Below are 25,831 nucleotides of genomic sequence, written 5' to 3' on the forward strand. Positions count from 1 at the left end.
CATGAACCGCAGCGAAATGGAAAAATTAGCGAAGTCGCTCCGAGCTGGACGCGTCTCGCTGCCTGAATTTATCGATCAAGTCACCCAAATGGCGACGTTGGAGCCGGCTGCCAAGACGGCTCAACTCTCGGGCGCATCGTTGGACCTGGATCGGTCCGCGCGATGCGGATTTCCCGAGGTCGTCTATGGCGAAGGGAAGTCGGCCGAAACGATCGCCGAAATCTTTCAGCGACAGCTGCAGTCTGGCGAATCGTGTCTCGCGACGCGTATCGATGCGGACAAAGGGGCGATTCTCGCTTCCGAATTTCCGCAGGCCATTTTTAATCCGATCGGACGTACGTTTCGATTGGGCGAAGCGAAGAAGAAGCCGCAGGGGAAGGTCGGATTGATTACGGCCGGCTCCAGTGATTTGCCGGTCGCCGAAGAAGCCCGCGAAACGCTGATATGGATGAACGTCGATGTGACGACGATACATGATGTCGGCGTCGCCGGACCTCATCGCTTACCAGAACGGATCGGCGAATTGGCCGATTGCGACGCCGTGATTGTTGTCGCCGGCATGGAAGGAGCGCTTCCGAGCGTGGTCGGCGGCTATCTTGCTTGTCCCGTGATTGCGACTCCAACTAGCGTTGGTTACGGCGCTAGTTTCGGCGGAGTCGCCGCTCTTCTTGGGATGCTCAACAGTTGCGCCTCGAACGTCACGGTGGTAAACATCGACGCCGGATTTCGAGCCGCCTACAACGCAGGACTCATTGCGACGCGTCGGCGTCGCTAAGCCAAAGGAATTCAAGGATGGACCGAACGAAACGCAAAGACGACGCTGGACCCGCATTGCCCCGTTTGCAACCGCGCAAGACCAACAGTCACAAAGGGGACTATGGTCGCGTCCTGGCTGTCGGCGGCTCGCCAGGCATGTCAGGCTCGATCACGTTGACCGGCGTCGCATCGCTGCGCTGCGGTGCAGGACTGACGACGATCGCAGCGCCCAAAAGCCTGCAGCCGCTGATCGCTCAGTTCGAAGCGTCGTGCATGACAATCGGGCTTTCGGAAGACCGCAGCGGCCTACTGCCGATGCATGCGCGATCTGAAATCGCCAAAGCGGCGAAAATGTCAGATGTGGTGGCGATTGGTCCAGGGCTTGGTCGCTCGCATGGTCTCGACCTGTTGGTCAAAGATCTCTATTGCGATTTGACCACGCCGATGGTGGTCGACGCCGATGCGATCAACGCTTTGGGGTCGCGAGAAAATCCGCTCGCATCACCGGGCGGACCGCGCGTTTTGACGCCTCACCCCGGCGAGTTCCGCCGTTTGGCCCACAATCGCGAATTGCCCAAGGGACGCTGGACCGATGTCGCCGCTGACATGGCCAAACAAAACGGCGTCGTTCTGGTTTTAAAGGGGCATCGTACCACAGTGACCGACGGCGACCATGTTTACTCCAACGAGACCGGCAACCCCGGCATGGCGACTGCCGGCGCCGGCGACGTACTGACCGGCGTCATTGCAGCGCTGTTAGGGCAAGGGATTCCCGCATTCGAAGCCGCACAGCTAGGCGTTTACCTGCACGGCTTGGCCGGCGACCTGGCGGCGAAAGCGATCGGCAGTGATGGTCTGATCGCCTCGGATTTGCTGGACTATCTAGAAGCTGCGTTTCAACAGCATCGCCGCCGGCGTTAGACGTTCGTAACGATCCTAACGTTTGCCCCCAGGTTAGGTGTGGGAAGCCGTACGCAAATTGCGCTTGGATTGCGCCTGCGCCGGGAGTATTCTTTCCAGTGCGACGACTGTGATTCCCCTCGATTTGAATTTCACAGTAGGTCGCGTTGCTCAAGGAAATGGGCGACGCCGACGTTGAAACATTCGCTGGATCGATCCGCTGATGTTTCCGAAATATCAGATACGAGACAGGCGAATAGGCTTTCACGCCAGGGAGGATATGCCGCCATGAATCAAACGATGAATGCAGTCGTTTACGAGAAAAACGGCGAAACTTACATTTGGACTTTTTCTGCCGAAAACGAACGAGCCGCCCTCGGTTCGATTTGTGAATTCGCGCACCGCAATGATCTCTCTTTGGATTGGGAAGACGCCAATCTAATCTGGCAGCGAATGGGCCAGCAGCCGGAGACGATCCAAGCTCGCGATCTTGCGCGGATGATCACGCAACATCTCCCGTAAGGGGGCTTTCCTCATCGGCGAATTGCCGGTTTTCGTTTTGCGACCCTATCTCAAATAGGGGAGAAACGGCTCACGACCGCTTCGGTCACTGTCGTTTTCGCGTCGATCCAGGTAAGATCGAGGAAACCGAAACTTACCCTATCGATGTGATAGTCAGGACTCCGATATGCTGCCGCGGCGCGAGATTTTCCCGAATGTGATTGAGATGAACTTCCAGGCAGGCCACTTGCTGGGCTGTAACGTTTATCTGATCTTTGATGACAACCAATGGATTCTGATCGACATCGGCTACGAAGAAGTCGTCGATGAGATCATCGAGTTGATCCGTCAGCTTGATTTTCCGTTGTCGCATTGCCAGACGTTGATCGCGACGCATGCCGACGTTGATCACATCCAAGGCCTGGCCAAAGCGAAGCAAACGCTCGGCACGACGATCACGTCGCATCCCTTGGCGGTTGAGCCGCTGCAGCAAGGGGACAAACTGGTCACCTTCGCCGAAATCGCCGCGCAAAACATCCATCTCGAGATGCCGCCGGTTCAGATCGAGCACCAGGTCAACGATGGCGACATCATCACCGTCGGCAAGTTAAAGCTGGAAGTCTGGCACACGCCGGGGCATACTGACAGCCAACTTAGTTTCCGGATGGGCGATTTGCTCTTCTCCGGCGACAACATCTATCGCGACGGCTGCGTCGGTGCGATCGACGCGCATCACGGCAGCGACATTCCTTCGTTCATCAAGTCGCTGCAGCGGATTCGAGCTAGCAACGTGAAATGGCTGTTACCTAGTCACGGACCCATCTTCCGCAAAGATGACGCGCTGCTCGACAAAACGATTGCTCGTCTCGAGTCGTATCAGCACATGGCCGATTTCGGCACTTGCGCCGTCGATTGGCCGCTGATGGATGATTGGGAAGATGAGATTATTGAGGGCAAGCTGCCGCAATAATCGCAGGTTTTCTGTAGGGGCCGCTGTGCGGACCATTCGTTCCGCGAAAACGCTTGCCACGCTTAACCGCTTCCCATGGTCCGCGCGCACCCCCCAACCGCTACGCCTGTCTCGATGCATTTCGATCGTATTGTGACGGTTCTAGCGGATTTTCGTTAAGCGACGCCTCCCTCGATAGCCGAAAGATAGAGCAGCGGAACCGTCGTCGACCGTCGGCCGCGCTACGGTTTTCGTGGAAGCACTAAAAGTTTTTGGGGGGAAACGATGTTGAAGCGCATCGTCTTGGGACTCATTGTCGCGACAGCATTGCTATCGGCGACCCAATCGGCCGACGCTGGTGAACGCGCCTTTGGCCGCGTTTGGGGCGGAACCTACGGCACGTACGACTGGGAGCGGTTCTACCACTATCCCTACGTCTACTACCCGCAGAACTTCTACGGCGAAGACTACTACCGTAGCAGCGAAAGCTTGTACTATCGCTATCCGGCCGAAATGCGAATTCCGGTCTACAACAAAGGGTGGCAAAACTACTACCCCAACGGCCGCTTGTACCACAACGGCCATCAGTTCGAGCTCGATGTCTTTTAATCGACGCGCCGACAAAATCGCACAACCAAAAAACGGAACGCCGGAAACGGCGTCCCGTTTTTTTTGTGCGCGCAGTTTCGCCGGATGGCCTGACCAGTCTGTCCAAGACTCGCTTGGGTTGCTTTAGCAACAAGACGCCGCGCCATCGGCTTCGCATTCACGCAACGATTCAAACTCTCGCGTGCTTCGAAACCGGTGAGCGGGATTGGAGTGGGGTATCGAGCTTTGCGGCCGCATGGAGAAACATCTTGTCGCTGGCGCAACCCAACCAGTTCTGAACGAACTGGTCGGGGCACTCTATGCAAGCGATGACGCCGTTCGGAATTGGGCGTTGAAATTCGCTTGCTCCACTCACTCTACGTTGCGACAGCGGACCCTACTCTATGCGAGAGAATATTTAAAATCGGCGGCAGAACGTCTCGTAGACTTCGACGCTCTTTTCCAACTGATCGATCGCCAGCCATTCGTCGTGCGTATGGGCTTGGGCGATGTCGCCGGGGCCGCAAACGACGGTGGGCGCATCGCCTTGGCTGAGGATCGCGCCGTCGGTTCCGTAGGGAACGCCGATCGTTTTCGCTTGGATGTCGCACTGTTGCAGCGTGGCGATCAGCGATTCGGCCAGCGATTGATTGTGGGTCGGCGCCAGGCCAGGCGAGATGATGAAAGGCTGATCGTGCGAGATCCAGTCAGGATCGTCCAGTTGCTGGGCGATAAAGTCGATCGCCGCTTGTTGGGCGTCGAGCGGATTATCCCCAGGCGCCAAACGTCGATCGATTTCGATGCTGCAATGATCGGGGACCGTGTTGACGCTGACGCCGCCGCTGATGATTCCAACGCTGAGCGTAGGTCCGCCGACCAGCGGCGAGATCGAGCCAGGCAATTGGGTCGCGTGCTGTTCGAGCGCGTTGATGATTTTGGACATGCGGTAGATCGCGTTGGCGCCGATCGACGGATTGCTGCTATGAGCGGCGATCCCATTCGCGTGACACTTCCAGCGCACTACCCCTTTGTGAGCGACGACAACATCCAGCATGGTTGGTTCCGAAACGACAATTGCCGCGGGAGGTCGCGTGAGCAACTTGGACTGGCCTTCGGTCCAGCCTTGCGTCATTCGTTTGGCGCCGGAGAAGCCATGTTCTTCGTTCACGGCCAATGCCAGAACCACGGCAGGGCGTTTTTCGGTCGGCAGATCACGAAAGCGAGAGATCACCGTCAGCATTGCAGCCATTCCCCCTTTGATGTCGCATGATCCACGACCGTAGACTTTGCCGTCACGGATCTCGGCCGCGAAGGGATCAATCGACATGCCGTCGACGGGAACGGTGTCTTGATGCACTTCGAGCATCAAGATCGGGCGGTCCGCCGGCAGCTGTGACAGGTCAACCGTGGCGATCAGCAAATTTTCGCGCTCGGGAGAGACGAATTGGCGCTCGCAGAAAAAGCCCCAGTCCGCAACGTATTGCTCAAGAAACGAAGTCAGCCGGGCCTCGTAGTAGATTTCTCCCTGAACGTCTCTGCCCATCGGATTGACGCTAGGGATACGAATCAATTGTTGCAGCAGCGCGACGACGTCAGACGTCATGAGGGGGCTTTCTTGAATAGTTCGACTCAAATCATCCGCTTCCATCATATCGAAGCGGCAAAAGAGGGCCAGCCGAGTAGCCGCCGCAGCGTCTATAATAGCAAGCGTTAAACGAACCCTAAGCTTTGGTTTTTTCATGGCGCGACCACGTACCCGACCTGCCAGCTTGTTGGCCCAAATCTTGAACGATCATGCGTATCCGGTGTACGCGATCGATCAAAATCAACAGTTGGCGTTCTTGAACGACGCATGTCGCCGTGCGCTGGGAGATGGCGCCGACGAGCTGCTGGGGATGAAATGCCGGTACCATGCGGCGGGACAGCTTCCGCCGCGTCAGCAACAAGCGGCCGATTTGGCGCCGCCGCCTGATGTATTTTCGGGGCAGCGGATGGAAGTTCCCCTTACATTGCCCAGCGGCGATGGCCGAAGCAGCGTTTTTAGCGTGCAGTTTTCTCCACTTCAGTACGAAGGGGGCGCATTTGGCGCACTGGCGATCTGTTATCCGCAAGTCGGGGCAGGGGAGGGGACGCAAGCCGATCAACGGCATGATCAATTGCGCGTTTGGCGGCGCAGTTGGCGCAAGCGATTCGCGACGAGTCGTTTGATTGGAGAGAGCGAGTCGATCAGCCGCGTGCGTCGTCAGATTGCCCTCTCTTCCACCACGCGGCTGCCGGTGGTGATTTTTGGTCCTGCCGGAAGCGGGCGTGAGCATGCCGCGCGGACCGTTTGCTACGCGCTGCATGGCGAAGGAAGCGGACCGGTGATTTCGATTCGAGGCGAACTGATGGACGCCGAATTGATTCAAAGCGCCGTGCGCTCGTTCGTGCGGCGCTGTAAAGAAGCGGATGACGCTTCCAACGCAGCGTTGATCTTGTTAGACGCCGATCAATTGCCAGGGGACGCGCAGTCCGAGTTATTTCATCTACTGCGGCTGATCGACATGGATCTACGGATCGTCTCCACCGCGCGGCAGTCGCTGTTGGAAGTGGCCGAGCATGGAAAATTCCGCGAGGATCTGGCTTTTCAGTTGTCGACGATCGAAATCGCGCTGCCGCCCCTGTGTGATCGACCCGAGGATATTCCGCTGTTGTCGCAGGCATTGATCGAACAGCACAATCTGGAAGGCGCCAGGCAGTTGCGCGGGCTGACCGAACATGCGGCCGATGCGCTGCTGGATTACGATTGGCCCGGCAATATTGACGAGCTGGCGGCTGTGATCGCCGAAGCGGCGGCGGCGACTGACTCGGTCTGGGTCGACGCCGAGCATTTGCCGAAAAAAATTCGCCATGCCCGTGAGGCGAAGCGTTTTTCGGCCAAGCCAGCCGAACCAATTCAACTAGACGCCTTTTTGTCGCAGGTCGAAGAAGAGTTGATTCGCCGAGCCTTGGAGCAGACAAAAGGGAACAAATCGAAGGCGGCCGAGCTGCTCAGCGTCTCCCGCGCAAGGTTGCATCGCCGGCTCGAAGCGTCGGAATCGGACGCCGAAGTGGCCGACGGCTAGAATTGCGTCCGGTTGTCATCCTATTCTCTCGAACTTACCATAATTTCCAGTAGTCGAATGACGCCACGATCGATATGCGTGTTACACGAGACCGATGGCAGCTGGGCGGTCGCTTTGAAGGCGGCCGCCGGCGATTTGCCGATTCGAGAAACTCGTAGTCTCGAACGTTGGCTCCCCCAATTTCAGGCGAGCCCCGCTTCGATATTGGCGATTGCGGCGCCTCGTGGTTGTGACGCGGTGCGATTTGCTCGCTTGCTGGAAGCGTCGGCTCAATTGCAACGCAAGTTTCCTGACATGTGCTTTGTGGTGCTGTTGGCCGAAGAGGATCGCGATTTGGCGACCACGGCCTACGAGGCAGGCGCCGCTTGGGTGCAGATCGGCCGCTGGCGTCTTGACCCCCTGATTCGCTTGGTGCGACGTCGCCAGGCACAATTTCCTGATCTCGCTGCGGAAACGCCGATCGATTCGATCTGGCGATCGCTTCCGTGGGGAGAACATCCCGAATAGTTGATAAGGCCGGAGTAAATTCGCATGTCCGATTCGCAGCCGCAAGTTCCTGACGTCATTCGCGTTCTTGATAAGTTGGCCGATCCTTACTCGGGTCGCCCTGTGACGAAGACGGATCAGGTCAAAGAGATCGATCTGCTTAACGGCGATTTGTCGTTCACGTTAGAGCTGACGACCCATTCGGCGCCGTTGTGGGAAGAAACGAAGCAGAAGGCGATCGACTTGCTGAAAGCAGAGCTGCCGCAGCTGAAAGAGATTCGCGTGAATCTGGCCGAGCATACGCGCAAGATCGAAGCGATTGGCCAGGTAGGCCTGACTGTACGCAGCGTGATCGCCGTCGGGTCAGGGAAGGGGGGCGTGGGAAAGAGCACAATCGCGGCAAGTCTCGCGTTCTCTTTAAAGAATGCAGGCGCCAAGGTCGGGCTGTTAGACGCCGACGTCTATGGTCCCAGCGTGCCGCACTTGTTGGGGCTAAGCGGACGACCAGAGCTGATCGCCGAGAAGAAGATTGCTCCGCTAGAGCGCGACGGCGTCAAAGTGATGTCGATGGGGTTTTTGGTCGAACCAGAACGAGCCGTCATCTGGCGTGGCCCGATGTTGCACGGCGCGATCACCCAATTCTTGCGCGACACCGCATGGGGCGAACTTGACTATCTGATCATCGACATGCCGCCGGGTACCGGCGACATCGCGTTGACGCTTAGCCAGTTGTTACCGCTGACAGGCGCCGTGGTTGTTTGTACGCCGCAAGATGTGGCGCTGCTGGATGCGGTGAAGGCGATCGCGATGTTCAAGACCGTGAAGATTCCGGTTTTGGGCGTGGTCGAAAACATGAGCGGCTTCATTTGTCCTGACACCGGCAAAGAGTGGGACATCTTTGGCAAAGGAGGCGCAAAGAAGAAGGCCGCCGAGATGAACGTGCCGTTCTTGGGAGACGTGCCGATCACGATCTCGATCCGCGAAAAGGGGGATCAGGGCGCCGCGCCGCAAGTGGTCCAAGAGGAGCAGACAGCCGCTTACTTCCAAGCGATTTGCCAAAACCTGGTGCGTGGATTGGCGGATAACGCCGCCGCGAGCCCGCCGATGCCGACATTAACGGTGCTATAAGTCGCAGTTTGGCAAAACTAGGCAAGCAAGAAAAGGATAGAGCCGCCAGGTTGGCGGCTCTTTCTCGTTGTATCGTTGTGCGAGAAGCAGGATTAGGCGGTTTTCTTCGCCGTCTTCTTCTTCGCAACTTTCTTCTTCTTCACGGTCTTCTTCGGCGAAGCCTTTTTAGCGACCTTTTTGGTGGCCTTCTTGGCAACCTTCTTCTTGGCGGGCGCCTTCTTCTTGGTCGACTTCTTAGCGACCTTCTTCACTGCTTTCTTGGCGACCTTCTTTTTGGTTGCCTTTTTCGGCGAAGCCTTTTTGGCGACCTTCTTAGCAGTCTTCTTCTTCGCAACTTTTTTCTTAGTGGCCACGATACGTCCTCCGTTCGTTAGCGCCGCCGACGTGATTCGCTCATGCAACTTCCTACCATGGAAGAATGCCGATGAACAAAAGCGCCGACAACAAAACAATAATTCCTACGAAGCGTTCTCGTCGCCGTGCAGCTAAGTGAATCGCTTCGCTCTAGCAATTGGCCCCTGCTAGACAAAGTTGTTTTAAGTTGTACGCATAATCGGATTTATTGCAACACGTTTTCCACACAATTTGTAGCGTGAAGAAAAGAACGTGCAACTTTTTTCGTTTGCAAACATCGCGCAACAACGATGTGCGAAGAGTTGCGCAGCGCAATCTGCGGTTATCAACAACAGCGCGAGCGTGCGATCGCGCAGCGCTGCTTCGTATAGCGCCGGCGCATCGTTTAGTAAAGCGAAACGACGCTGCCGCTTTCGAGTTGAATCGATGGTTGCGCACGCTGTTGTTGGCGTCCCATGATCCAACGTTCATGCGGCGTAATTACTTGATAGTAAAGGGAGTTCCGCACTTTTGGTTGCGTTGTGAATGCGTGTGAACCGGCGCTCAAGTAACTGCGCCAAGCCGCTTGCGCATGACTCGATCGCAAGTGAATTGGATCGACTCCATACCAACTTGAATGCGGCTCGATAAACGTTGCGCCGCACGTTGTCGCTTCTTCGCGCAACCGTTGATCAACCTCTTCAGCGCGACGCAGCGTGGTCATCAAATCCATGCGGCTGCGCGGGATCAGGAAAGTGCGAAAAAAATAAAACGCGGCGGCGTTTAATCGCCGAACGCGCGCGAGAGGTAAGCCAACGAGCGTGATCTTGGCGTTCAAACTGCACAATCGCGCCAGACATTCACGCACCCAAGCGATGATCGTTTCTACGTTGCGACCATAAAGAATGTCGTTACCGATATCGGTAACGACGGCGGTGGTCGTTTGCGACGGTTGCGCTTGGGCCGCGTTCCAAAGTTCGCACTGCAAGATGCTTGGCAAGCGTCGCATCGCGAAGTAACTGGGTGAGCCAAACGATCTTCCCCGTCCCCCCGCGATCATCAAGTTCATGCGGGGCCCAAAAGATTGATCCGCCAAGCGAATGACGTATCCCAACGACCGCGCGACGTTGCTTGCTCCGAGTACGATGCACCGTTGTGAAGTTGGGTCGAGAGTAGGAGAGGCCAGGGCGCTACCAGGGACGTCCGCCAAAAGAATTCCCTCCGGAGAGTTGTTGGTAATTACCCATCGCCAGCAGAGCGAACATGATCACCAGAAACGATTCGCCCGAGTTCGCGCCGTACAAAATCACCAGCCCTGCAAAGACCATCGACGCGTAAAGCGAGTACTGTAGTCCGTTAATGCGGTTGAACCACAGAAATAGTTCGCGTGCGATCTGTCCGCCGTCGAGCGGATAAACCGGGAGCAAATTCAAAATGCCCCAACCGATATTAATGAGCAAAATAATCCAAACCAACGCACGAATCGCATGAGTGCCTGACCCCAATACCTCGTTGCCGGGACGAAGCAACTCCAACGCCAATGGTGGGCGTCCAGAGAGATAGCCTGCTCCCACAAGAATGAGAAAGGTGAGTCCCGCAAAGCAAAATCCAGCCAGTGGTCCGGCGAAGGAGATCGCGATTCGCGCCCAGGTCGAATTGCCCGCGCGTCGATACGATGCGCCATGCGGAGAGAATCCTGGGTCGTAGCTCGCCAACCCTCCAAAATGATAAAGCGTGATTTGCGGTGAGAATCCATACCAACGCATGAAAACAGCATGCCCTAGCTCATGAATCAAGATCGAGAGAAAGATCACCACAATCGCGATGACCACGACGCGCGGATCGGATGTCCCGACATCCCCGCGACTGAACGCCTGCCCAAACTGATAGCCGAGCAAGAACGCCATGATCCAGAAATAAACGCTGATCCGGACCGGAATGCCGAAGACGGAAAACTGAATATCGTAGCTAGTTGGTTGGGGAGCAGAGAGATTCACGTCGTGTCCTGAAGGAAAGCCAAGCGAGATGTCGACCAAATTCTAGCACGAAGCGTGGTTGGACTCGATCCGAAACGAAAAACGCCGCACATCTCTGCGCGGCGTTTTCTAGAACGGAATGCACCAAGAGCGTTAGTCGAGCTCTTTGATCATGATGTTTTTCCAGCGAACTTGCGTGCCGGCCTTCTCTTTGTCGCCGCCGATGCCGTGAACTTGCAGCGCGATCAAGCCTTTCGACGTGAGGCCATCTTTCAGGTCGGCCGCCGGAACTCCATTGATCCAGGTCTTGATCGAATCGCCGCGGCATTCGATGCGGTAGTGGTTCCAGTCATCTTGCTTGAACGCTTTGCCTGCTGCCGGATTGTTCTTCAGGTCGTTCAGCCATCCACGACGAGCTTCGTCATAGATGCCGCCGCTCCAAGCGCGAGCCGAAGGGTCAATCTCGACTTGATATCCGTGGACGCGATCCTTGGCCATCTTTTTCATTTTGCCGTCGCCAAAGTCGACTTCTTTGGCTTCGGGAAAGACCTGGCTGCGGATTTGGATGCCGGAGTTCAGTTTCGGATCGACTTTGAAATCGACTTCCAAAATGAAGTCGCCATATTCTTTGTCGGTGCAAAGGAAGGTGTTGGGGGTATTCAACGTCGACGTGCCGACGATCTCGTCTCCTTCAATCGTATAGACCGCTTTGCCGCCGTGTTGCGTGAAGCCTTCCAGGTTCTTGCCGTTGAATAACGGCTTGAAACCATCGGCGTCCGCCGCCAGAGAGAAAGTACAGGCGACCAGTCCAAGCAACAGCGCCGAGGCGATTCGTTTCAACATACTTTAGGTTCCAGGTAGGGCAGGGGGGTGATTGATTGGTGGCTAAAATCTCAGGATAGTTGAGTATCTGTGCGTTGTCGATTAGTTGGCCCAGTTTTGGTCCCCAGATTGCCGGTTGCAGTCGATCGTAAGCGAAAATAGTCGCTATTTCGCGTGAAATGCCATTTCCGCGGCAGGGTGACTATAATGTCCCTTCTCGAAGATTGCTTCCCGCCGCTCCGTCCCCCCCTCCTTGCATATTCAACTCACTATTGGAGATTCCCAATGAAGCTTCGATTCCTCTACGCCGCCGCGCTGGCAATTGGTTTGTCTACTCTCTGCGCGACTAGCCGGCTGCAAGCCGAAGTCCAAGTACCAGCTCTCTTCACGGACCACATGGTGTTGCAGCGCGATTTGCCGGTCGTCGTTTGGGGCACAGCCGCCAAAGGAGAAGAGGTAGCCGTCTCGGTCGCTTCGTTGGAAGGCAAGACGACGGCCGACGCCGACGGGCATTGGAAAGTTAAGTTGGGCGAGTTGCCTGCTGGCGGTCCGCATCGCTTGGTGATCCAAGGCAAGAACGAAATCGCGATCGAAGACGTGCTGGTCGGCGAGGTCTGGGTTTGCTCGGGGCAATCGAATATGCAGTGGCCCATTGATCGCGCCATCGACGCCGATCTAGAAGTGATGACCGCCAAGCTGCCGCAGCTGCGCTTGATCACCGTGCCGAACGTCGCTGCGCAATCGCCCAAGTCCGACTTCAATGGGAAGTGGGAAGTTTGCACGCCGGAAACGGTGAAAGGCTTTTCCGCGGTTGGCTACTTCTTTGGTCGTCAATTGCAGCAAACGCTTGACGTGCCGGTTGGATTGATCGACAACTCGTGGGGCGGTTCTGCAGCCGAAGCTTGGACCAATCGCGACTTGTTGGAAGCAGATGCGCGCTATGCCGACATGTTGAAAGGATGGGACCAGCGCGTCGCCGACTATGAAAAGAAGAAGGCCGAATACAAAACGGCGCTGGCGACTTGGAATCAATCGGCCGACAAGAAGCCGGCGGATAAGCCGCAGCCTCCCAAGGACCCCGGCGTCAATGGAAACCATCGCCCCGCGAATCTTTATAACGGCGTTTTGAGCCCGATCGTCGGCTACGGCATCCGCGGCGCGATTTGGTACCAAGGCGAATCGAACGCCGGGCGTCCCGAAGAGTATGGGCATCTCTTCCCGATGATGATTCAAAATTGGCGCGACGATTGGCGGCAAGGGGACTTCCCGTTTTACTGGGTTCAGTTGGCGGACTTCAGGTCGGAGAATCCGGAGCCTGTCGACAGCAATTGGGCCGTGTTGCGTGAATCGCAAACCTTTACGATGGATAAGCTGCCGAACGCCGGTGAAGCGGTGATCATCGATCTCGGCGAAGGTCGCGACATTCATCCGCGCAACAAGCAAGATGTAGCGAAACGTTTGGCGCGAATCGCGCTCGCTCGTGACTACGGAATTGCTGTTCCGTATCAAAGCCCTCGCTTCAAAAGCCTGGAAGTGAAAGATGGCAAAGCGATTGTCACGTTCGACACGTACGGTACGAAGTTGTATTCGTTTGACGCGCCTCAACCGGTCGGCTTCGCCATCGCCGGCGCCGATGGCAAATATGTGTGGGCCACGGCCAAGCTGGTCGGCGACGACAAGGTGGAAGTTTCCAGCCCCAGCGTGAAAGAGCCGGTCAGCGTTCGCTATGCGTGGGCCGACAACCCGGTCTGCACGTTGCAAAATTCAGCCGGCTTGCCGGCGACGCCGTTCCGGAGCGACAAGCCGGAGTAAACGCCGTCGGTTTTCAATGACGAGAAGCTGGAAGATCGCTCTCGCTTCCAAGGCGAGAGCGATCTTTTTATGCGCTGTGTTCATATTGCGTGAGTAGTTCGAAACCGCGCCGCCGCCTATAATCGTGGCTTACTTTTTTTCGTACGCTGCAGAGCAGGGCAGGGGACTTTGGCTGGATTCTTTCGCATCATCTCAATCGCCGCCGCGTCGCTGTTGGCGTTGAATCTTTTGCTGGGTCTACGGATCGGCGATTATCACGGCGACTTTGAAAGCTTGCACGCGCTCGCGGAGGAGTCGCGTCAGCCGATCGCGCGACGCGACCCGCAAAGCGAAGAAAAGCTGGATGCCCAGATGGCGGTTTGGGACGCGACCCGCTCGCGCGCCAGCTTCCATATTTTGATCGGCATGCTAGGGTCGCTCGGCTGCGTCGCTGTTTGCAGCATCGGCGTCACCTACTTTGTCGGCACGAGTCGCTGGTGCAAAGAAGTGACCGAAGCGTACGGTCTTGATCCGCAGTGGGCGATCCGCAGCGCAGCGCTCAAGCGTCAGGCGTTTCCCTTGGCGATTCTCAGCATGGTCGCGATGATGATTTTGGTCGCCATGGGAGGCGTCGCCGCGAGTCCTGACAATTTCCCGCAGTGGTCGGCGGCGATGGCGACTCCCCATTCGATCGCCGCGTTCTTGGCGGTCGGCTTGGTGACGATCGCATTGTTTCGTCTGGCGACATTGATTCAAGAGAACTACCAGATGATCGAAGCGATTACCGCCGCGGTCTCCGCAATTCGAGACGACTCGCACTTCGCCGCGCCGCAGGAGCCCATGGAATGAGGGCCGTTGTGCAAAGAGTCGCTTCGGCCAGCGTTCGCGTCGATGGCGAAATCGTCGGCGCGATTCAGCAAGGCCTGCTGGTGTTGCTCGGCGTCGAGCCGCAGGACATCAGTGCTGATGTCGCCTACATGGCTGACAAGACGGCGAACCTGCGGATCTTTGAAGATGACGCCGGCAAGATGAATCTCTCGGTGATGGACATCGGCGGCGCGGTGTTGGCGGTCAGCCAGTTCACGTTGCTGGGCGATTGTCGCAAAGGTCGTCGACCGGCGTTCACCGGCGCCGCGCCGCCAGAGTTGGCCAACGTGTTGTATGAAGAATATGTGGCGGCTGTCCGTCAGTTGGGTCTGCCTGTGGAGACCGGCGTCTTCCGCGCGCAGATGGAGGTCTCGCTTCTCAATGATGGCCCGGTGACGCTGTTGTTGGATAGCCGCAAGCAGTTTTAGGCTTCGGCGGTCGGCGTCGATTGATTGCGAGCAAAATGGACGCGGTATTGATTCAGCAATTCGGTCAGCGCTTTGGCGCTGCGGCCGTAGTTGTTCGGCAGCAGTTCATCCAAGCGATTGCGCTTCTCCTCGTTCTCGGGGCCCGGCTGGCGATAGAAGCCGGTCATTTGTTGCCCCCACAGTCCGGAGTGGCTGACTAGTTCGGACTCGAAGCGTGCGATCTCTTCCCACGCGACATGATGCGACGTGAAAAGATAGCAGTAGCGAATCCCAGTCTCGTCGATGCGCAGCCAAGAGCTGCGCGGCCAAATCTCGGCGGTTCCCAGCACGCCGCACGCCACAAAGAAAAAGCAGGCGACGTACCCGATTTCTTTTCCCGAGATACCGAGCGCCAAGCAGCAAAGCGCCAGGATCGTACTGGCGCCGGCCATCAGCATGGCGCGGCGACCGCTGGGATAAAGCGTTAGCGGGGTTTCCATCAGCGCGTGATCGGAAATGTCTGTGGTTGAAATGTCTGTGGCTGGGTGGCCATCGCCGGCGCTTCCTGCAACTCTTGCGACGACGGGTGGAGATGATAATGCTCCATCAGCAGCGGATCGCCAACGGCGGCAAACAGCAGCACGGCCAGCTTCGCATAGGTCGATACATTGGACCACATGCTATTGGGATTCCAAAACTTGATCGCTGTGCCAAAGGACTTTTTGAATCGAGGTCGAAACGAATGCCATTCGACGCTCCAGATCTCATCCAAGGTTAAGTGGACCATGAAGCCGAGAAAAACGGCGCCCGTTTTCAGTAACCGGATATCGAGTTCATCCCCAGACACGACCAGGAACGCGCAGAGCGCCGCAGATATCGCGGCCGGCACGCTGTGCCACATCCCGCGATGCTTGGTGTACTTTTTGAATACTTCGGCGACGCCGAACCGGATCACGATGTAGATGATCGCGCCGGCCAGCGCGATCGCTTCGGGGTCCATGCCGAGTCGACGAAAGCGATCGATCATTAGCATCGGCGCCATCGCGGCGACAAACGCCGAAATCTCTTTCACGGGGCGACCCGAACCGCTGTCGAGATCTGGCAGGATGCCAGCGATGCTGCACAGTCCTGCGCTCAGCATGCAGGTAGTCGCCGAAATGTCTGGCATAAAAGCATAGGCGGCGGCGCCATAGCCAACGCCTATGATGGTGCTGGTTGTAATGTGGGTGTTGAAACCGGCCATGAGTCCCCTGCTTCCATCCTTTGAGTTCTAGATCGCGACGTACGGGCAACGACGGTCTGCGGTTGTACGCGAAACGTGCGCGGCGACGCCAGTCCAAAACGCTCCGCCGCTAGCATCGCGACGAAACTGATCTTCGAGTGAACCCGTCGGCTCGATATACTGCCTCGCCGCGGTGCGCGTGACCGCACCAAATCAGGAACTTGAGAGAAAGAAGGCGCCGAGCGATGGCGAACGGATACGACGTATTGATGGTGATTGTGCTGCTCGCGGCGACGGCCTGGGGTTTGTACAAAGGGATGGCGTGGCAACTCGCCTCGTTCGCGTCGATTTTCGCCAGTTATGTGCTGTCGGTGCAACTGCGCGAGCCGGTGGCGGCCCTCTTTCCCTTGGATCCTCCCTGGAACAAGCTGGCGGCGATGCTCGCGCTGTATGTCGGCTGCTCGCTGGTCGTCTGGGTCGGCTTTCGATTCATTTCAAAAACGATCGAAAGCATGAAACTGAAAGATTTCGATCGTCAGGTTGGCGCTTTGTTGGGCGCGGCCAAAGGCGTTTTGCTCTGCGTGATCATTACGATGTTCTCGGTCGCGTTCGCGACTGGTAATCGTCGCGAAGAGATCGTGCAGTCGAGATCCGGCTACTACATCTCGCATTTCATCGACAAAGCCCAAGCGATCATGCCTCAAGAAGTGCATACCGCCGTTAAGCCGTACATTGACAACTTTCAGCAGCAGATCGGTGATCAGCCGCCGATCACGACCGCCAATATTTTTTCCGGCGACCAGGCCCAGCCAGCGGCGACCAATCAGCAAACGCGGGCTCCGTATCAGGTCATCCCGCAGCAGTGGCAACAAGACGCGCAGCAAGGCTACAGCCAGCTGAAAGCCGACTATGGGCAGATCCAGGGAGCGGTCGATCAGGCGCTCCAAAATCCGCAGCAAACGGCCCAGCCATACGTGAACCAATTTCAGCAGAATTTGCGCGATCAAGTGCAGCGCGAAATCGACCAGCGTTGGGGCGCTGCAACGCAAGGTTATCAGCAGCCGAATTACGCGCCGCAACAAGGCTACCAACAGCAAGGCTACGCGCCGCAGCCGACCTATCCGCAGCAGCCCGGCTACTATCCTCAAGGCTACGCACCGCAGCAAAACGGACAGCTCCCGCGGTACTGAGCGGCGACCGCCGTGCGAAGAGAAAGAGCCGTGTGAATCTCTATAAAGCAGTCGCTTTGGTGCAGGGGACCGGTTTTGAGCCCGGATCGCTAAAACCCGAGAAAAACGGCCCCACAACCGAACATAAGAAACATTATCGGACGTTGGGGTGGGTGTGCCGCTGGGCCCTGCTTTTCTGGGAAATGGCTTGCTTAACGAGCTTCTGGACAGTCGATCGCGGTTGGGCTCTTGTTCATGTAGCCGGTCGCTGTGCGGATCAGGAATCGCTCGTGGCGCCGTGGTTCGCCGGCGGGACTGCGAGGGATTCGCGTTTCTCGCTGGGCTGGTCTTGGGCAGGCGCAAGAGGAGCGGAATGCGATCGATTTCGCTGCGGGTTTTCGAATCGATTTTGATCGCAGCTTGAGATTAAAAATCGGCATGCAAATCACCTGTGAATTTCGCCCGATTGCGTTCCAAATTCTGGTTTCTTGATTGAACGGATCTCGGCTCATTTGGAGATCCGCTAGCAGACGAAATCGTCATTCATTTGACCGACCCAAAATTGAGTGCTACCGCCCTGCTCTGTTGGTTGTCGGCATGCGTCCATTTGTGATTGGCGAAATGCAGATCGTTCGCCAGATCGATCTAGGCGAAGCAGCGCCGCGAAGAGCGGCTGTGTTTTATGAGGTTGCGCTATTTTTCGGAAACAAGAATGGAACAGAGCCAAGTCACCGATGAAGGCTGGTAAAGCATGGTCAGAATCAACCGAAAATCGATGCATTAACCAGAGACGCAAGCCGATGGAATGCGGCTGGCCACTTCAATCTGAGTTAGGATCGCTGACCGCATTCCATCGGCTTGCGCCTCTGGCTAATGTTGGCTGGGTTTGAAAAATCGCCCTCAAAACCTCAGAACTTGCGCAACCGGCTATGAAGAGAGACGCCAATCAGCATTTCAATTTGTTCGCTGGAGGTAGGGGGCTTTGATCCTGATTTTGGGATCGCAACAGCGATCGCACATTTGGCGATCAAGCGGAAGGACGGCGTCGCGAGAAGCAGGCGACTTTTTTTGATTCCGGGGAGTCTGCCGATCAAGCGGAAGGGGCCTAAAGTAGGACGCCGGTCGCCCGGCGTGCGGAAGAGAGGCTTGATGTTCTTCATTGTCGGAATAAAAAAAGCGTCCGGCCTGGAGGTGACAGGCCGAACGCTGGGAGTTGAACCATTGCGGTAGGGGGCCGGATTAGGCGGTTGCTTCCGTCTCGGAGACTTCTCGCTCCAAGAACTCGCCCATGCGGCGGAACTTGTCGTAGCGCTGTTGGACCAGTTGATCGGCCTCGACGCCGTTTAGTTCTTTCAGGGTTTTCAGCAGGTACATCTTCAGGCGAGCCGCCATTTGGCGATGGTCGCGATGGGCGCCGCCGAGCGGTTCTTCGATGACGTCATCGACCACGCCAAACTTGGGCAAGTACTTGGATGTGAAGCGGAGCGCGTCGGCCGCTTTTTCTTTGAACTGGTGACTCTTCCACAAGATGCCGGCGCAACCTTCCGGCGAGATCACCGAGTAGTAAGAGTGCTGCAGCATTGCGATGCGATCACCCACGCCGATGCCGAGAGCGCCGCCGGAGCCCCCTTCGCCGATCACGACGCAGACGACCGGAGTGCGTAGTCGCGACATGGCGAACATCGCGTCGGCGACGGCCATCGCTTGGCCGCGTTCTTCGGCGCCAACGCCGGGATAAGCGCCTGGCGTGTCAATGAAGGCGATGACCGGAATCTGGTACTTCTCGGCCAGTTGCATCTTGGTGATCGCTTTGCGATAACCTTCGGGGTGGGCGCAACCGAAGTAGCATTCGCTGCGTTCTTTGAGGTTGCGTCCCTTGAAGTGTCCCAGGAACATCACTTTGAACGCGTCGAGTTTGGCGAAGCCGGTTCGCAAGGCGCGATCGTCGCCAAACTTGCGGTCGCCGTGCAGCTCGACAAACTCGTCGAACACCAAGTTCAAATAGTCGGCCGACTGCGGACGCTGTTGGTGACGCGCAACTTCAACCGTCTGCCAGGCCGAGAGGTTCTCGTAGATCGATTTCGTCTTATCGGCGATCTCGCGCTTCAGCGAGCGGATTTCCTCCTGCGTCTCGACGCTGTCGTCTTTTTTCGCTTCAAGTTCTTGCAGTTGTTTTTCTAAACGTTCGATCGGTTCTTCAAAACCGAGATAAATTCTGGCGGCCATGCGCGGAGTTAACTCCCGTAGGATTGCGTAAATTCAGAACGGCGCGAGTCTGCGTCGTTATTTGGTTTCTTCTTCGACCGGAGGAATCTCTTCCGGCGCTTTCCGTTCTCGTTCGGCGAGCGACGGCGGCTTCTTGGGCGGAATCTTGTAAATCTTGGTTTGCAGAAACAGTCGCAGCAACGTCGGCATGTCGTCGGGGCGATCTTCTCTTTTCTTGGCCATCATGCGGGCCACCAGCGTCGCGAACTCGTTGGTCACGTTGGGGTTGGCGGCTTGCAAGGAAGGGATCTGACCGCGGAGATGTTTGTCGAGCAGGTGGTCAGCGCTGGTCGCCGTGTAAGGCAGCTTGCCGCTCATCAATTCAAAAATCGTGCAGCCAAGTCCATACAGGTCTGAACGACCGTCGAGCGCTTCGCCTTTGATTTGTTCCGGCGACATGTAGCTGCGAGTGCCTTGGACTTTCGAGCTGCCGAACCACTTGGAAAGGCCAGAGCGTTTTTTCTCTGCGATCGAGAAGTCGATCAGCTTCAGGTTCCCTTCGTAGTCGAGCAGGAAGTTGTCGGGCTTCACGTCGCGATGGATCCATCCTTGTTCGTGAACGTAGCCCAGTCCGCGGGCCGCTTCTTCGATGATCTTGGGAGTCCAGTAGGCGAGTTCGGCGCCATCTTCACGCAGGGCCATCTTCATGTTGCGTGAGATACCGCATTCCATCGTCAGATAGGGGATTTCGCGATGGATGTTGAACTCATAGACATGAATCACCAACGGGTGGTCAAAGTTGTGAGCCACTTCGTATTCATGCTTCAGCGCTTGAATTTGCTCTTTGTCTTTGCAGAACTTGTCATGCAGCGCTTTTAGCGCGACGCGACGACGATCGAGGTCATTGATCGCTTCCCATACCTGACAGGACTGGCTAGCGCGAAGCATGCGCACCAAGCGATAAGAACCTATGTAGTTACGACCTGCTGTAGCCACTCGCAGTCACCTGCGCCACGGGGCGCCTCGATTCTCTGTTGCCGGACGGCGAAGCGCGCCCGGGGCGATTCGCACGAAAAGTCCGTCAATTCTACCCTAACCGCTACAAATTCAAAAGAGCGAGCTCGGTCGCGACTTTCGCGGAAAGAATAGGACAAGTCATTGTCGGAAATAGATTTACGACTTTTTATCCAGCACTGCCTGATAGGACTTACGAATCTCGGCGGTCATGTGCCGATGCGGGAAAACCTGGGCGGCTCGGCGTCTTCCTTCGTCTCCTAGCCGTTGTCGTAAGTCGGCGTCACTGGCCAAACGAATGAGCGCCGCGGCCAATTGCTGGACATCTTTGGGGGGGACTAATTCGCCGGTTTCGCCGGTGACGACCACTTCCCGAGCTCCATCAATGTCAAAGCTGACCGCTGGCTTGCCCGCTAGAAGCGCTTGCGGAAGGGCGCGGGCGAGCCCTTCGCGCAGACTGGCGTGGACCAAAATATCCATCGCGCCGGCATAGCGGGGAATCTCGGTCGGCGGAATCAGTCCGACCAGCTGAAAATAGTCGGTCAGGCCGGCCGCGTTGATTTCTTCGACATACTTGTCATGCAGCAGCCCGTCGCCGATCCAGAGGAAGCGAACATTCGGCACGGCGTCGATCACCTGGCGAGCCGCGGCCAGCACGTACTCGTGCCCTTTCAAATGAAACAGCCGCGCGATCTTGCCGATCACAACATGTTCTGGTCGATAGCCGAGCTGCTGACGCAGTTGATCACGCCACTGGCCGGACTCTAGAAACGGTTCGACTTCCATCCCGCTATAGATGGTGGTGAATTTTTCACGATCGGCGACTTGTGCTTCGACCATCAGATCGGTCATCGCGTCGGCGACGCAGATCATCTGATCGCACCGCTTGGCGGCGAAACGCTCGCACGCGATGAAAAACTTGCGTGCGGCCTTGGATTGATAAGGATGGAACGGCGCGCCATGCACGGTATGAATCACTGCTGGCACGCGCAGCGAAGTCGCCGCTATCCGGCCCAGCATGCCCGCTTTGGCGCTATGCGTATGCACGACGTCGGGGCGAAAGTCGCGGAGGATCTGTTTGATTTCGTAGTAACCGCGGAGATCGTCCCACGGGTAGATGTTGCGAACTAAATGCGGCGCCAAAGCGACCGGCACCTGATGATCGCTCCGATCGAGCAACGTCCCTTCTCGGCCTGGCGACGGACCGGTGATTAGCAGCACATCATCGCCAAAGTCGCGGATTAGGTCTTGGCAATTGTAGAGCGTATTCTCTTGCGCGCCGCCGACGATCATGCGCGTAATGACGTGCGCGATACGCATAGGAAGGGTCGCTTTCGTTAATCGAGCCAACAACTTTCGGGATAATCGACGCGTAGCAAGTATAGTCCGTGCGCCGGCGCCGTCATCCCGCCGGCGGTACGTTTCTTTGCGGCTAGCACTTCAGCGACCCACTCGGGCGGGCGGCGCCCTTTGCCAACATCGACCAACGTGCCGACGATAATGCGAACCATGTTGTAGAGAAAGCCGTTGGCTTCGACTTCGATCGCGACCTTGTCAAATTCGTGCCGCTCGCTGCGCAGCACTTGCACGTCATAGACATGGCGAACGGTCGTCATACGCTCGGAGCCGACCGATTCGAAACTGGCGAAGTCGTGCTCGCCGATCAAATACTGAGCGGCGGCTTGCATCGCGGCGAAGTTGAGTTCTTTTTTCACGAACCAGGCGTACTGACGCGAAAAAACGTCGTCGATCCGCCCTTCCTGCAGCAAATAGCGATAACGTTTTTTGATGGCGCAGTCGATCGCGTTGAATTCGGGAATCGCGTTGCGCGCGCTTTGGACGACGATGTCTGGGGGGAGTTCGGCGTTGAGCGCGCGGCGCATCACGTCAGGCGAAAGCTTGGATTGCATCCGAAAACTGACGACTTGGCCGATCGCATGGACGCCGGAGTCGGTCCGCCCGCTGCCGGTGACGCGGATCTTCTCGCCGGTGATCTTCAGCAGCGTTCGCTCGAGCGCTCCTTGAATGGTTCGCTGATCGTTTTGGATTTGCCAACCAGCGTAGTTGGTTCCGTCGTACGAAACGATCAATTGCAGCGCTCGCTCCGTGGGTTCAGTCACGCCGCGCCTCCATGCCAGGCGAGCATGACACTAGCCCGCAGCGCAAGCGAGGGAATGTGATTGGCCACTTCGAACCATGTTCGCATCGCCATCCGCTTTCCCTCGCTTGCGCAGCGGGCTAGTGTTTGAATCGATTGAATCTGCAAGCGACCTAAACCGTCGCGGCCGAATGGATGAGCAACTCGGCGATTTGCACCGCGTTGGTTGCGGCGCCTTTGCGCAGGTTGTCGCTGACGCACCAGAACGCGATGCCGTTTTCGCACGACAGGTCTTTGCGGATGCGACCGACATAGACGTCATCATTGCCGGTGCAACCCAGCGGCATCGGGTATTGGCTGTTGGCTAGATCGTCGATCACCGTGATGCCGGGGAAGTCGCGGAACAGTTGCGTCGCTTCTGCTGCCGACAGCGGCTTTTCGGTTTCGACCAGGATGCTTTCGCTATGGCAGTTGGTGACCGGCACGCGGACGCAAGTTGGGCAGACCAGGATTGACTCGTCGCCGAAGATCTTGCGCGTCTCGTACACCATCTTCATTTCTTCGGAGGTGTAACCTTCGTGCTTCGGCCCGCCGATTTGCGGAATCAGGTTGAACGCGATCGGATGGGCGAAGGTCTTGCGATCGTATTCTTGGCCGTCGAGCGACGCCCGCGAACTGTCGATCAGTTCGGCCTGGCCGGCGACCCCTGCTCCGCTGGTCGCTTGATAGGTAGAGACGACCACGCGGCGAATCTTGGCCGCGGCATGCAGCGGCTGCATCGCGACGACCATCTGCGTAGTCGAACAGTTGGGGCTGGCGATCAGCCCCTTGTGATCCTTGATCGCTTCCGGATTGACTTCCGGCACGATCAGCGGCACGGTTTTGTCCATGCGCCAATAGCCGCTTTCGTCGATGACGACGCAGCCCCGCTCGATTGCCCAGGGAGCGAACTCTTGCGCGGTTTCGTCCGGCGTGCTGCCGATCACCAGATCGAGTCCGTTGAACGCGTCCGGAGTCATTTCGACGACGGTATGCTCTTCACCACGGAACGTCAGCTTTGTGCCTGCCGAACGTTTGGATGCGAGAAATGTGATCGTCTTGTAAGGAAAGTTTCGTTCTTCCAATAGTTGGCGAATGATACTGCCTACGGCCCCGGTGGCCCCCACGATTCCAATATTCTCGTACACCATCAACTCCCGCTGTGAAAAAATCAAAGACGTCCCTACCGCGGCACATGCGACCTGGACAAACCCACATTATAGCGGGTTTTGACCTGACAGTTCAATCCTGCCGAGAGTTCGCAATTTGGCGTTTGGGGGCGAAAGTCGGCGGGAACCCGAACGAATCCGCCCCGAAATAGCGCCTATCCGCTTACTCGGTAACGAGATCCCCCAGGAGCTGAATCTGCCCGACCCAGATATTGGTCCCTTGGTACTTGGGGCTTTTCAGTTCCGTTTCAGGATCTTTCAGTCGGAACGCGACCGGCGTGCGATCGGGTTGTTTGGCGTCGACCTTGATCGTCACGGTATGGACGGCGTTGGGGTCCAGGTCATTGGCGACTTGCAGCGTCGCGATGCGGTGATAGGTGCAATAACTATCGAACCGGGGAGCCAGTTTGTCGCGCGTCACGCCATCCACGGTGATGCTGACTTGGCCGCCGTTGGGACCGACCAGATCATAAAGCTTCGCCTGGGAGCCGCGGAACTTGAAGGTCAATTCGCTGCCGGGCTCGGTCGCTTCCCAGATCTGGCCGAGTCGTTTGCCAAAACTGCGCTGCAGCGAATCGGCGTCGGTCAGTTTTTTCCAATCCCCCTTCAACATCGAAGGTTGCAGCGGGATCATTTTGGCCGCTTCCCAGTTGTCGGCGACAAACGGGGTCGCCATCTTTGTCGCGTGATCGACCGGCGGCAGATCTTTCATTTGTTCGACCGCGGCGGCGACATCGGCCGCATACAGTTCGTGTCCGGCGTCGAGCGGATGAACGCCATCTTTAGAGAATTGCAGCACGCCGTCGGCTGGTTTTTCAGCCGCTTGAAAGACGAGGGTCCCCTCCCCTTCCCGCTTGACGACATCCAGGTTGAAGTTGATCGACGGGATCGCGTAATGGTCGGCCAACATTTCCATCGCCGACGCCGCTCGCGGACAAAGGCCTGCACGCGTCGGCTCTTCGTAGCTGGTGCGATAGGTATAGACAAAGCAAATGTCGGTTTCGGGATTGGCGGTCCAAGTTTGGCGAACGATCCCTTCCATCGCTTTCCAGATCTGTTCGGGCGCGGCGCCGCCGTCGTTGACGGCGAACTCGACGAACAGCAAGTCCGGCTTGTACTGCAGCGCGTCTTGTTCAACACGGAAGACGCCCAGATCGCTGCCGGTGCCGCCGATCGCCGCGTGGATCTGGTCAACTTTCGCTTGGGGGAATTGCTTGCGGAACCAGTCGAGCGTCTTCACGCGCCAACCGTTGGCGGCGGTGATCGAACCGCCGAGATAGGCGATCTTGACAGGTTGGCCGGCGTTCAGTTTTTTCAGCACGTTGCCCAAACCGTCGCGCGGTTTCACTTTTTGGGCCGGTTGAGCTTCATAGGTTGGTTGGACCGACGCATGCTTCACGACAAAGTCGACGATCGGCGTCGGGTCTTCTAGACCATGCGGATGATGGCCGACGCCTGGCTTGGCGATCAGTTGGATGTCGCCGCCTAGTTTTTTGTAACGTTCGGCGATTACGCCGGTGTTTTCGTCCCACGGCACCACATCGTCGGCGTCGCCGTAGACGTGCAGCAGCGGAACGCCAGCTTTCGCGAGCGGCTCGAGCTTATCGACCGGGTTTTGATCGTAGGCCAGCGCGGCCGCTTCGTCGGCGAAACCGTAGGCTTGAAGCGCACGCTTCCATTCGCCGGCGCTCCCCTGCCCTTTGCCTTTGCCGCCGGGCCAGCTTTTGATGTCGCAAACTGGCGCATCGCCATAGATGCAGGCCACCTTCTCTGGGTTGGCGGCCGCCCAGTTGTAGGCGTACAACCCGCCGCGGCTGAGACCGGTCAGTGCCGGCTTTTTCGCCAGGCCATATTTCTCGGTCAGCTCTTGGTAGAGCGCGTTCCAGTGAGCGACCGCGGTCGGCGAGCCGAGCATGTTAGGCACGTGCATATAGACAATGGTGAAGCCCTCTTTGAGCAGCGCCACGTCCGGTTCGGTCTTATGCCCAAAGAATTCGCCGTGCCAGAGCCAAGGATTGCCAGGCGCCGCTTGCTTCGGAACAACGACGGTCGCCGTCTTCCCGTCGACGGGAAAGTCGTAGCGGTCGAAGCCTTGGTATTGGCTTTTGGCGCCGGGGAACTGGGGCGCGGCGGCATGGACCGAAGCGTAGCAAGTGGCGAGGGACAGCAGCAGCGAGCAAGCAAGTCGAATCATGGCGGATCGCGTTTGGGAGAATTATTGGCGGGGCAAGACCGATGGATCTTTTATCATGGTTGACCCGCGACCAGGCCGCAATCATTGGTCCGACGTCGAAATCGTCGCTGATC

Annotated in this window: 25 protein-coding genes; 12 read left to right on the forward strand and 13 right to left on the reverse strand. The window is 57.3% G+C overall.

The window, feature by feature from the left end; genetic code table 11:
• Nucleotide 1: 1 nt before the first annotated feature.
• From larB to M4951_RS08000, 5 genes are all read left to right on the forward strand, one after another.
• On the forward strand, nt 2-775 hold the full coding sequence (gene larB, locus M4951_RS07980; RefSeq protein WP_262025958.1) for a nickel pincer cofactor biosynthesis protein LarB: 774 nt from the start codon (nt 2-4) through the stop codon (nt 773-775).
• A 17-nt stretch (nt 776-792) separates the two neighbouring features.
• A complete protein-coding gene (locus M4951_RS07985) occupies nt 793-1,677 on the forward strand; it encodes an NAD(P)H-hydrate dehydratase (RefSeq protein ID WP_262025959.1) in 885 nt (294 codons plus the stop codon).
• 267 nt (nt 1,678-1,944) lie between these two features.
• Complete coding sequence (locus M4951_RS07990; RefSeq protein ID WP_262025960.1) at nt 1,945-2,178, forward strand: hypothetical protein; 234 nt, start codon at nt 1,945-1,947, stop codon at nt 2,176-2,178.
• 166 nt (nt 2,179-2,344) lie between these two features.
• The gene (locus M4951_RS07995; protein ID WP_315985761.1) at nt 2,345-3,127 is read left to right on the forward strand and encodes an MBL fold metallo-hydrolase; all 783 of its coding nucleotides are present in this window, start codon (nt 2,345-2,347) and stop codon (nt 3,125-3,127) included.
• A 264-nt stretch (nt 3,128-3,391) separates the two neighbouring features.
• Nucleotides 3,392-3,715 (forward strand): hypothetical protein, encoded by a 324-nt coding sequence (locus M4951_RS08000; RefSeq protein WP_002652047.1) that lies wholly within the window; start codon nt 3,392-3,394, stop codon nt 3,713-3,715.
• A gap of 397 nt (nt 3,716-4,112) precedes the next feature.
• Here the strand turns inward: M4951_RS08000 and M4951_RS08005 are convergent, their stop codons facing one another.
• Nucleotides 4,113-5,297: a M20 family metallopeptidase gene (locus tag M4951_RS08005; RefSeq protein WP_262025961.1), complete on the reverse strand. Its 1,185-nt coding sequence runs from the start codon at nt 5,295-5,297 to the stop codon at nt 4,113-4,115.
• Nucleotides 5,298-5,433: 136 nt separating this feature from the next.
• Here M4951_RS08005 and M4951_RS08010 point away from each other — a divergent pair, with 136 nt between their 5' ends.
• The 3 genes from M4951_RS08010 (at nt 5,434) to M4951_RS08020 (ending at nt 8,412) form a co-directional block, all read left to right on the forward strand.
• A complete protein-coding gene (locus M4951_RS08010) occupies nt 5,434-6,798 on the forward strand; it encodes a helix-turn-helix domain-containing protein (RefSeq protein ID WP_262025962.1) in 1,365 nt (454 codons plus the stop codon).
• Nucleotides 6,799-6,876: 78 nt separating this feature from the next.
• A complete protein-coding gene (locus M4951_RS08015; RefSeq protein ID WP_262025963.1) occupies nt 6,877-7,305 on the forward strand; it encodes a hypothetical protein in 429 nt (142 codons plus the stop codon).
• Between the two features lie 24 nt (nt 7,306-7,329).
• Nucleotides 7,330-8,412, forward strand: coding sequence for an Mrp/NBP35 family ATP-binding protein (locus M4951_RS08020; RefSeq protein ID WP_262025964.1), 1,083 nt, complete (start codon nt 7,330-7,332; stop codon nt 8,410-8,412).
• Between the two features lie 92 nt (nt 8,413-8,504).
• On the opposite strand, the gene M4951_RS08025 is transcribed toward M4951_RS08020, so the two are convergent.
• From M4951_RS08025 to M4951_RS08040, 4 genes are all read right to left on the reverse strand, one after another.
• Nucleotides 8,505-8,765: a hypothetical protein gene (locus M4951_RS08025; protein ID WP_262025965.1), complete on the reverse strand. Its 261-nt coding sequence runs from the start codon at nt 8,763-8,765 to the stop codon at nt 8,505-8,507.
• A 386-nt stretch (nt 8,766-9,151) separates the two neighbouring features.
• Nucleotides 9,152-9,814, reverse strand: coding sequence for an SGNH/GDSL hydrolase family protein (locus M4951_RS08030; RefSeq protein WP_262025966.1), 663 nt, complete (start codon nt 9,812-9,814; stop codon nt 9,152-9,154).
• Between the two features lie 121 nt (nt 9,815-9,935).
• Nucleotides 9,936-10,742: a site-2 protease family protein gene (locus M4951_RS08035; protein WP_262025967.1), complete on the reverse strand. Its 807-nt coding sequence runs from the start codon at nt 10,740-10,742 to the stop codon at nt 9,936-9,938.
• Nucleotides 10,743-10,874: 132 nt separating this feature from the next.
• A complete protein-coding gene (locus M4951_RS08040) occupies nt 10,875-11,564 on the reverse strand; it encodes a DUF1080 domain-containing protein (RefSeq protein WP_262025968.1) in 690 nt (229 codons plus the stop codon).
• Nucleotides 11,565-11,828: 264 nt separating this feature from the next.
• On the opposite strand from M4951_RS08040, the gene M4951_RS08045 reads away from it, so the two are divergent.
• From M4951_RS08045 to dtd, 3 genes are all read left to right on the forward strand, one after another.
• Complete coding sequence (locus M4951_RS08045; protein WP_262025969.1) at nt 11,829-13,355, forward strand: sialate O-acetylesterase; 1,527 nt, start codon at nt 11,829-11,831, stop codon at nt 13,353-13,355.
• Nucleotides 13,356-13,523: 168 nt separating this feature from the next.
• Nucleotides 13,524-14,183 (forward strand): hypothetical protein, encoded by a 660-nt coding sequence (locus tag M4951_RS08050; protein WP_262025970.1) that lies wholly within the window; start codon nt 13,524-13,526, stop codon nt 14,181-14,183.
• On the forward strand, nt 14,180-14,629 hold the full coding sequence (dtd, locus tag M4951_RS08055) for a D-aminoacyl-tRNA deacylase (protein WP_262025971.1): 450 nt from the start codon (nt 14,180-14,182) through the stop codon (nt 14,627-14,629). The genes M4951_RS08050 and dtd overlap by 4 nt, the downstream gene beginning before the upstream one ends.
• Here dtd and M4951_RS08060 read toward each other — a convergent pair.
• Together M4951_RS08060 and M4951_RS08065 are read right to left on the reverse strand one after the other, a co-directional pair.
• The gene (locus M4951_RS08060) at nt 14,626-15,108 is read right to left on the reverse strand and encodes a PH domain-containing protein (protein ID WP_262025972.1); all 483 of its coding nucleotides are present in this window, start codon (nt 15,106-15,108) and stop codon (nt 14,626-14,628) included. The two genes, dtd and M4951_RS08060, sit on opposite strands and share 4 nt — an antisense overlap.
• Entirely contained in the window at nt 15,108-15,851 is a 744-nt protein-coding gene (locus M4951_RS08065; protein WP_262025973.1) for a metal-dependent hydrolase, read from the reverse strand. The genes M4951_RS08060 and M4951_RS08065 overlap by 1 nt, the downstream gene beginning before the upstream one ends.
• Nucleotides 15,852-16,075: 224 nt before the next feature.
• Here M4951_RS08065 and M4951_RS08070 point away from each other — a divergent pair, with 224 nt between their 5' ends.
• Nucleotides 16,076-17,020 carry a CvpA family protein gene (locus M4951_RS08070; RefSeq protein ID WP_262025974.1) on the forward strand — a complete coding sequence of 315 codons (945 nt, stop codon included), beginning with the start codon at nt 16,076-16,078 and terminating at the stop codon, nt 17,018-17,020.
• A 1,218-nt stretch (nt 17,021-18,238) separates the two neighbouring features.
• Here the strand turns inward: M4951_RS08070 and M4951_RS08075 are convergent.
• The 6 genes from M4951_RS08075 to M4951_RS08100 form a co-directional block, all read right to left on the reverse strand.
• On the reverse strand, nt 18,239-19,225 hold the full coding sequence (locus M4951_RS08075; protein ID WP_262025975.1) for an acetyl-CoA carboxylase carboxyltransferase subunit alpha: 987 nt from the start codon (nt 19,223-19,225) through the stop codon (nt 18,239-18,241).
• A 57-nt stretch (nt 19,226-19,282) separates the two neighbouring features.
• A complete protein-coding gene (locus M4951_RS08080) occupies nt 19,283-20,152 on the reverse strand; it encodes a serine/threonine protein kinase (RefSeq protein ID WP_262025976.1) in 870 nt (289 codons plus the stop codon).
• Nucleotides 20,153-20,377: 225 nt separating this feature from the next.
• Nucleotides 20,378-21,538: a glycosyltransferase family 4 protein gene (locus M4951_RS08085; RefSeq protein WP_262025977.1), complete on the reverse strand. Its 1,161-nt coding sequence runs from the start codon at nt 21,536-21,538 to the stop codon at nt 20,378-20,380.
• Between the two features lie 17 nt (nt 21,539-21,555).
• Nucleotides 21,556-22,338 (reverse strand): tRNA pseudouridine(38-40) synthase TruA, encoded by a 783-nt coding sequence (gene truA / locus M4951_RS08090; RefSeq protein ID WP_262025978.1) that lies wholly within the window; start codon nt 22,336-22,338, stop codon nt 21,556-21,558.
• A 151-nt stretch (nt 22,339-22,489) separates the two neighbouring features.
• Nucleotides 22,490-23,503, reverse strand: a complete 1,014-nt coding sequence (locus M4951_RS08095) for an aspartate-semialdehyde dehydrogenase (RefSeq protein ID WP_262026906.1) — start codon at nt 23,501-23,503, stop codon at nt 22,490-22,492.
• A 184-nt stretch (nt 23,504-23,687) separates the two neighbouring features.
• A complete protein-coding gene (locus tag M4951_RS08100; protein WP_262025979.1) occupies nt 23,688-25,718 on the reverse strand; it encodes a GDSL-type esterase/lipase family protein in 2,031 nt (676 codons plus the stop codon).
• Nucleotides 25,719-25,831 lie beyond the last annotated feature (113 nt).

This window comes from Blastopirellula sp. J2-11, assembly GCF_024584705.1.
Classification (GTDB): Bacteria; Planctomycetota; Planctomycetia; order Pirellulales; family Pirellulaceae; genus Blastopirellula.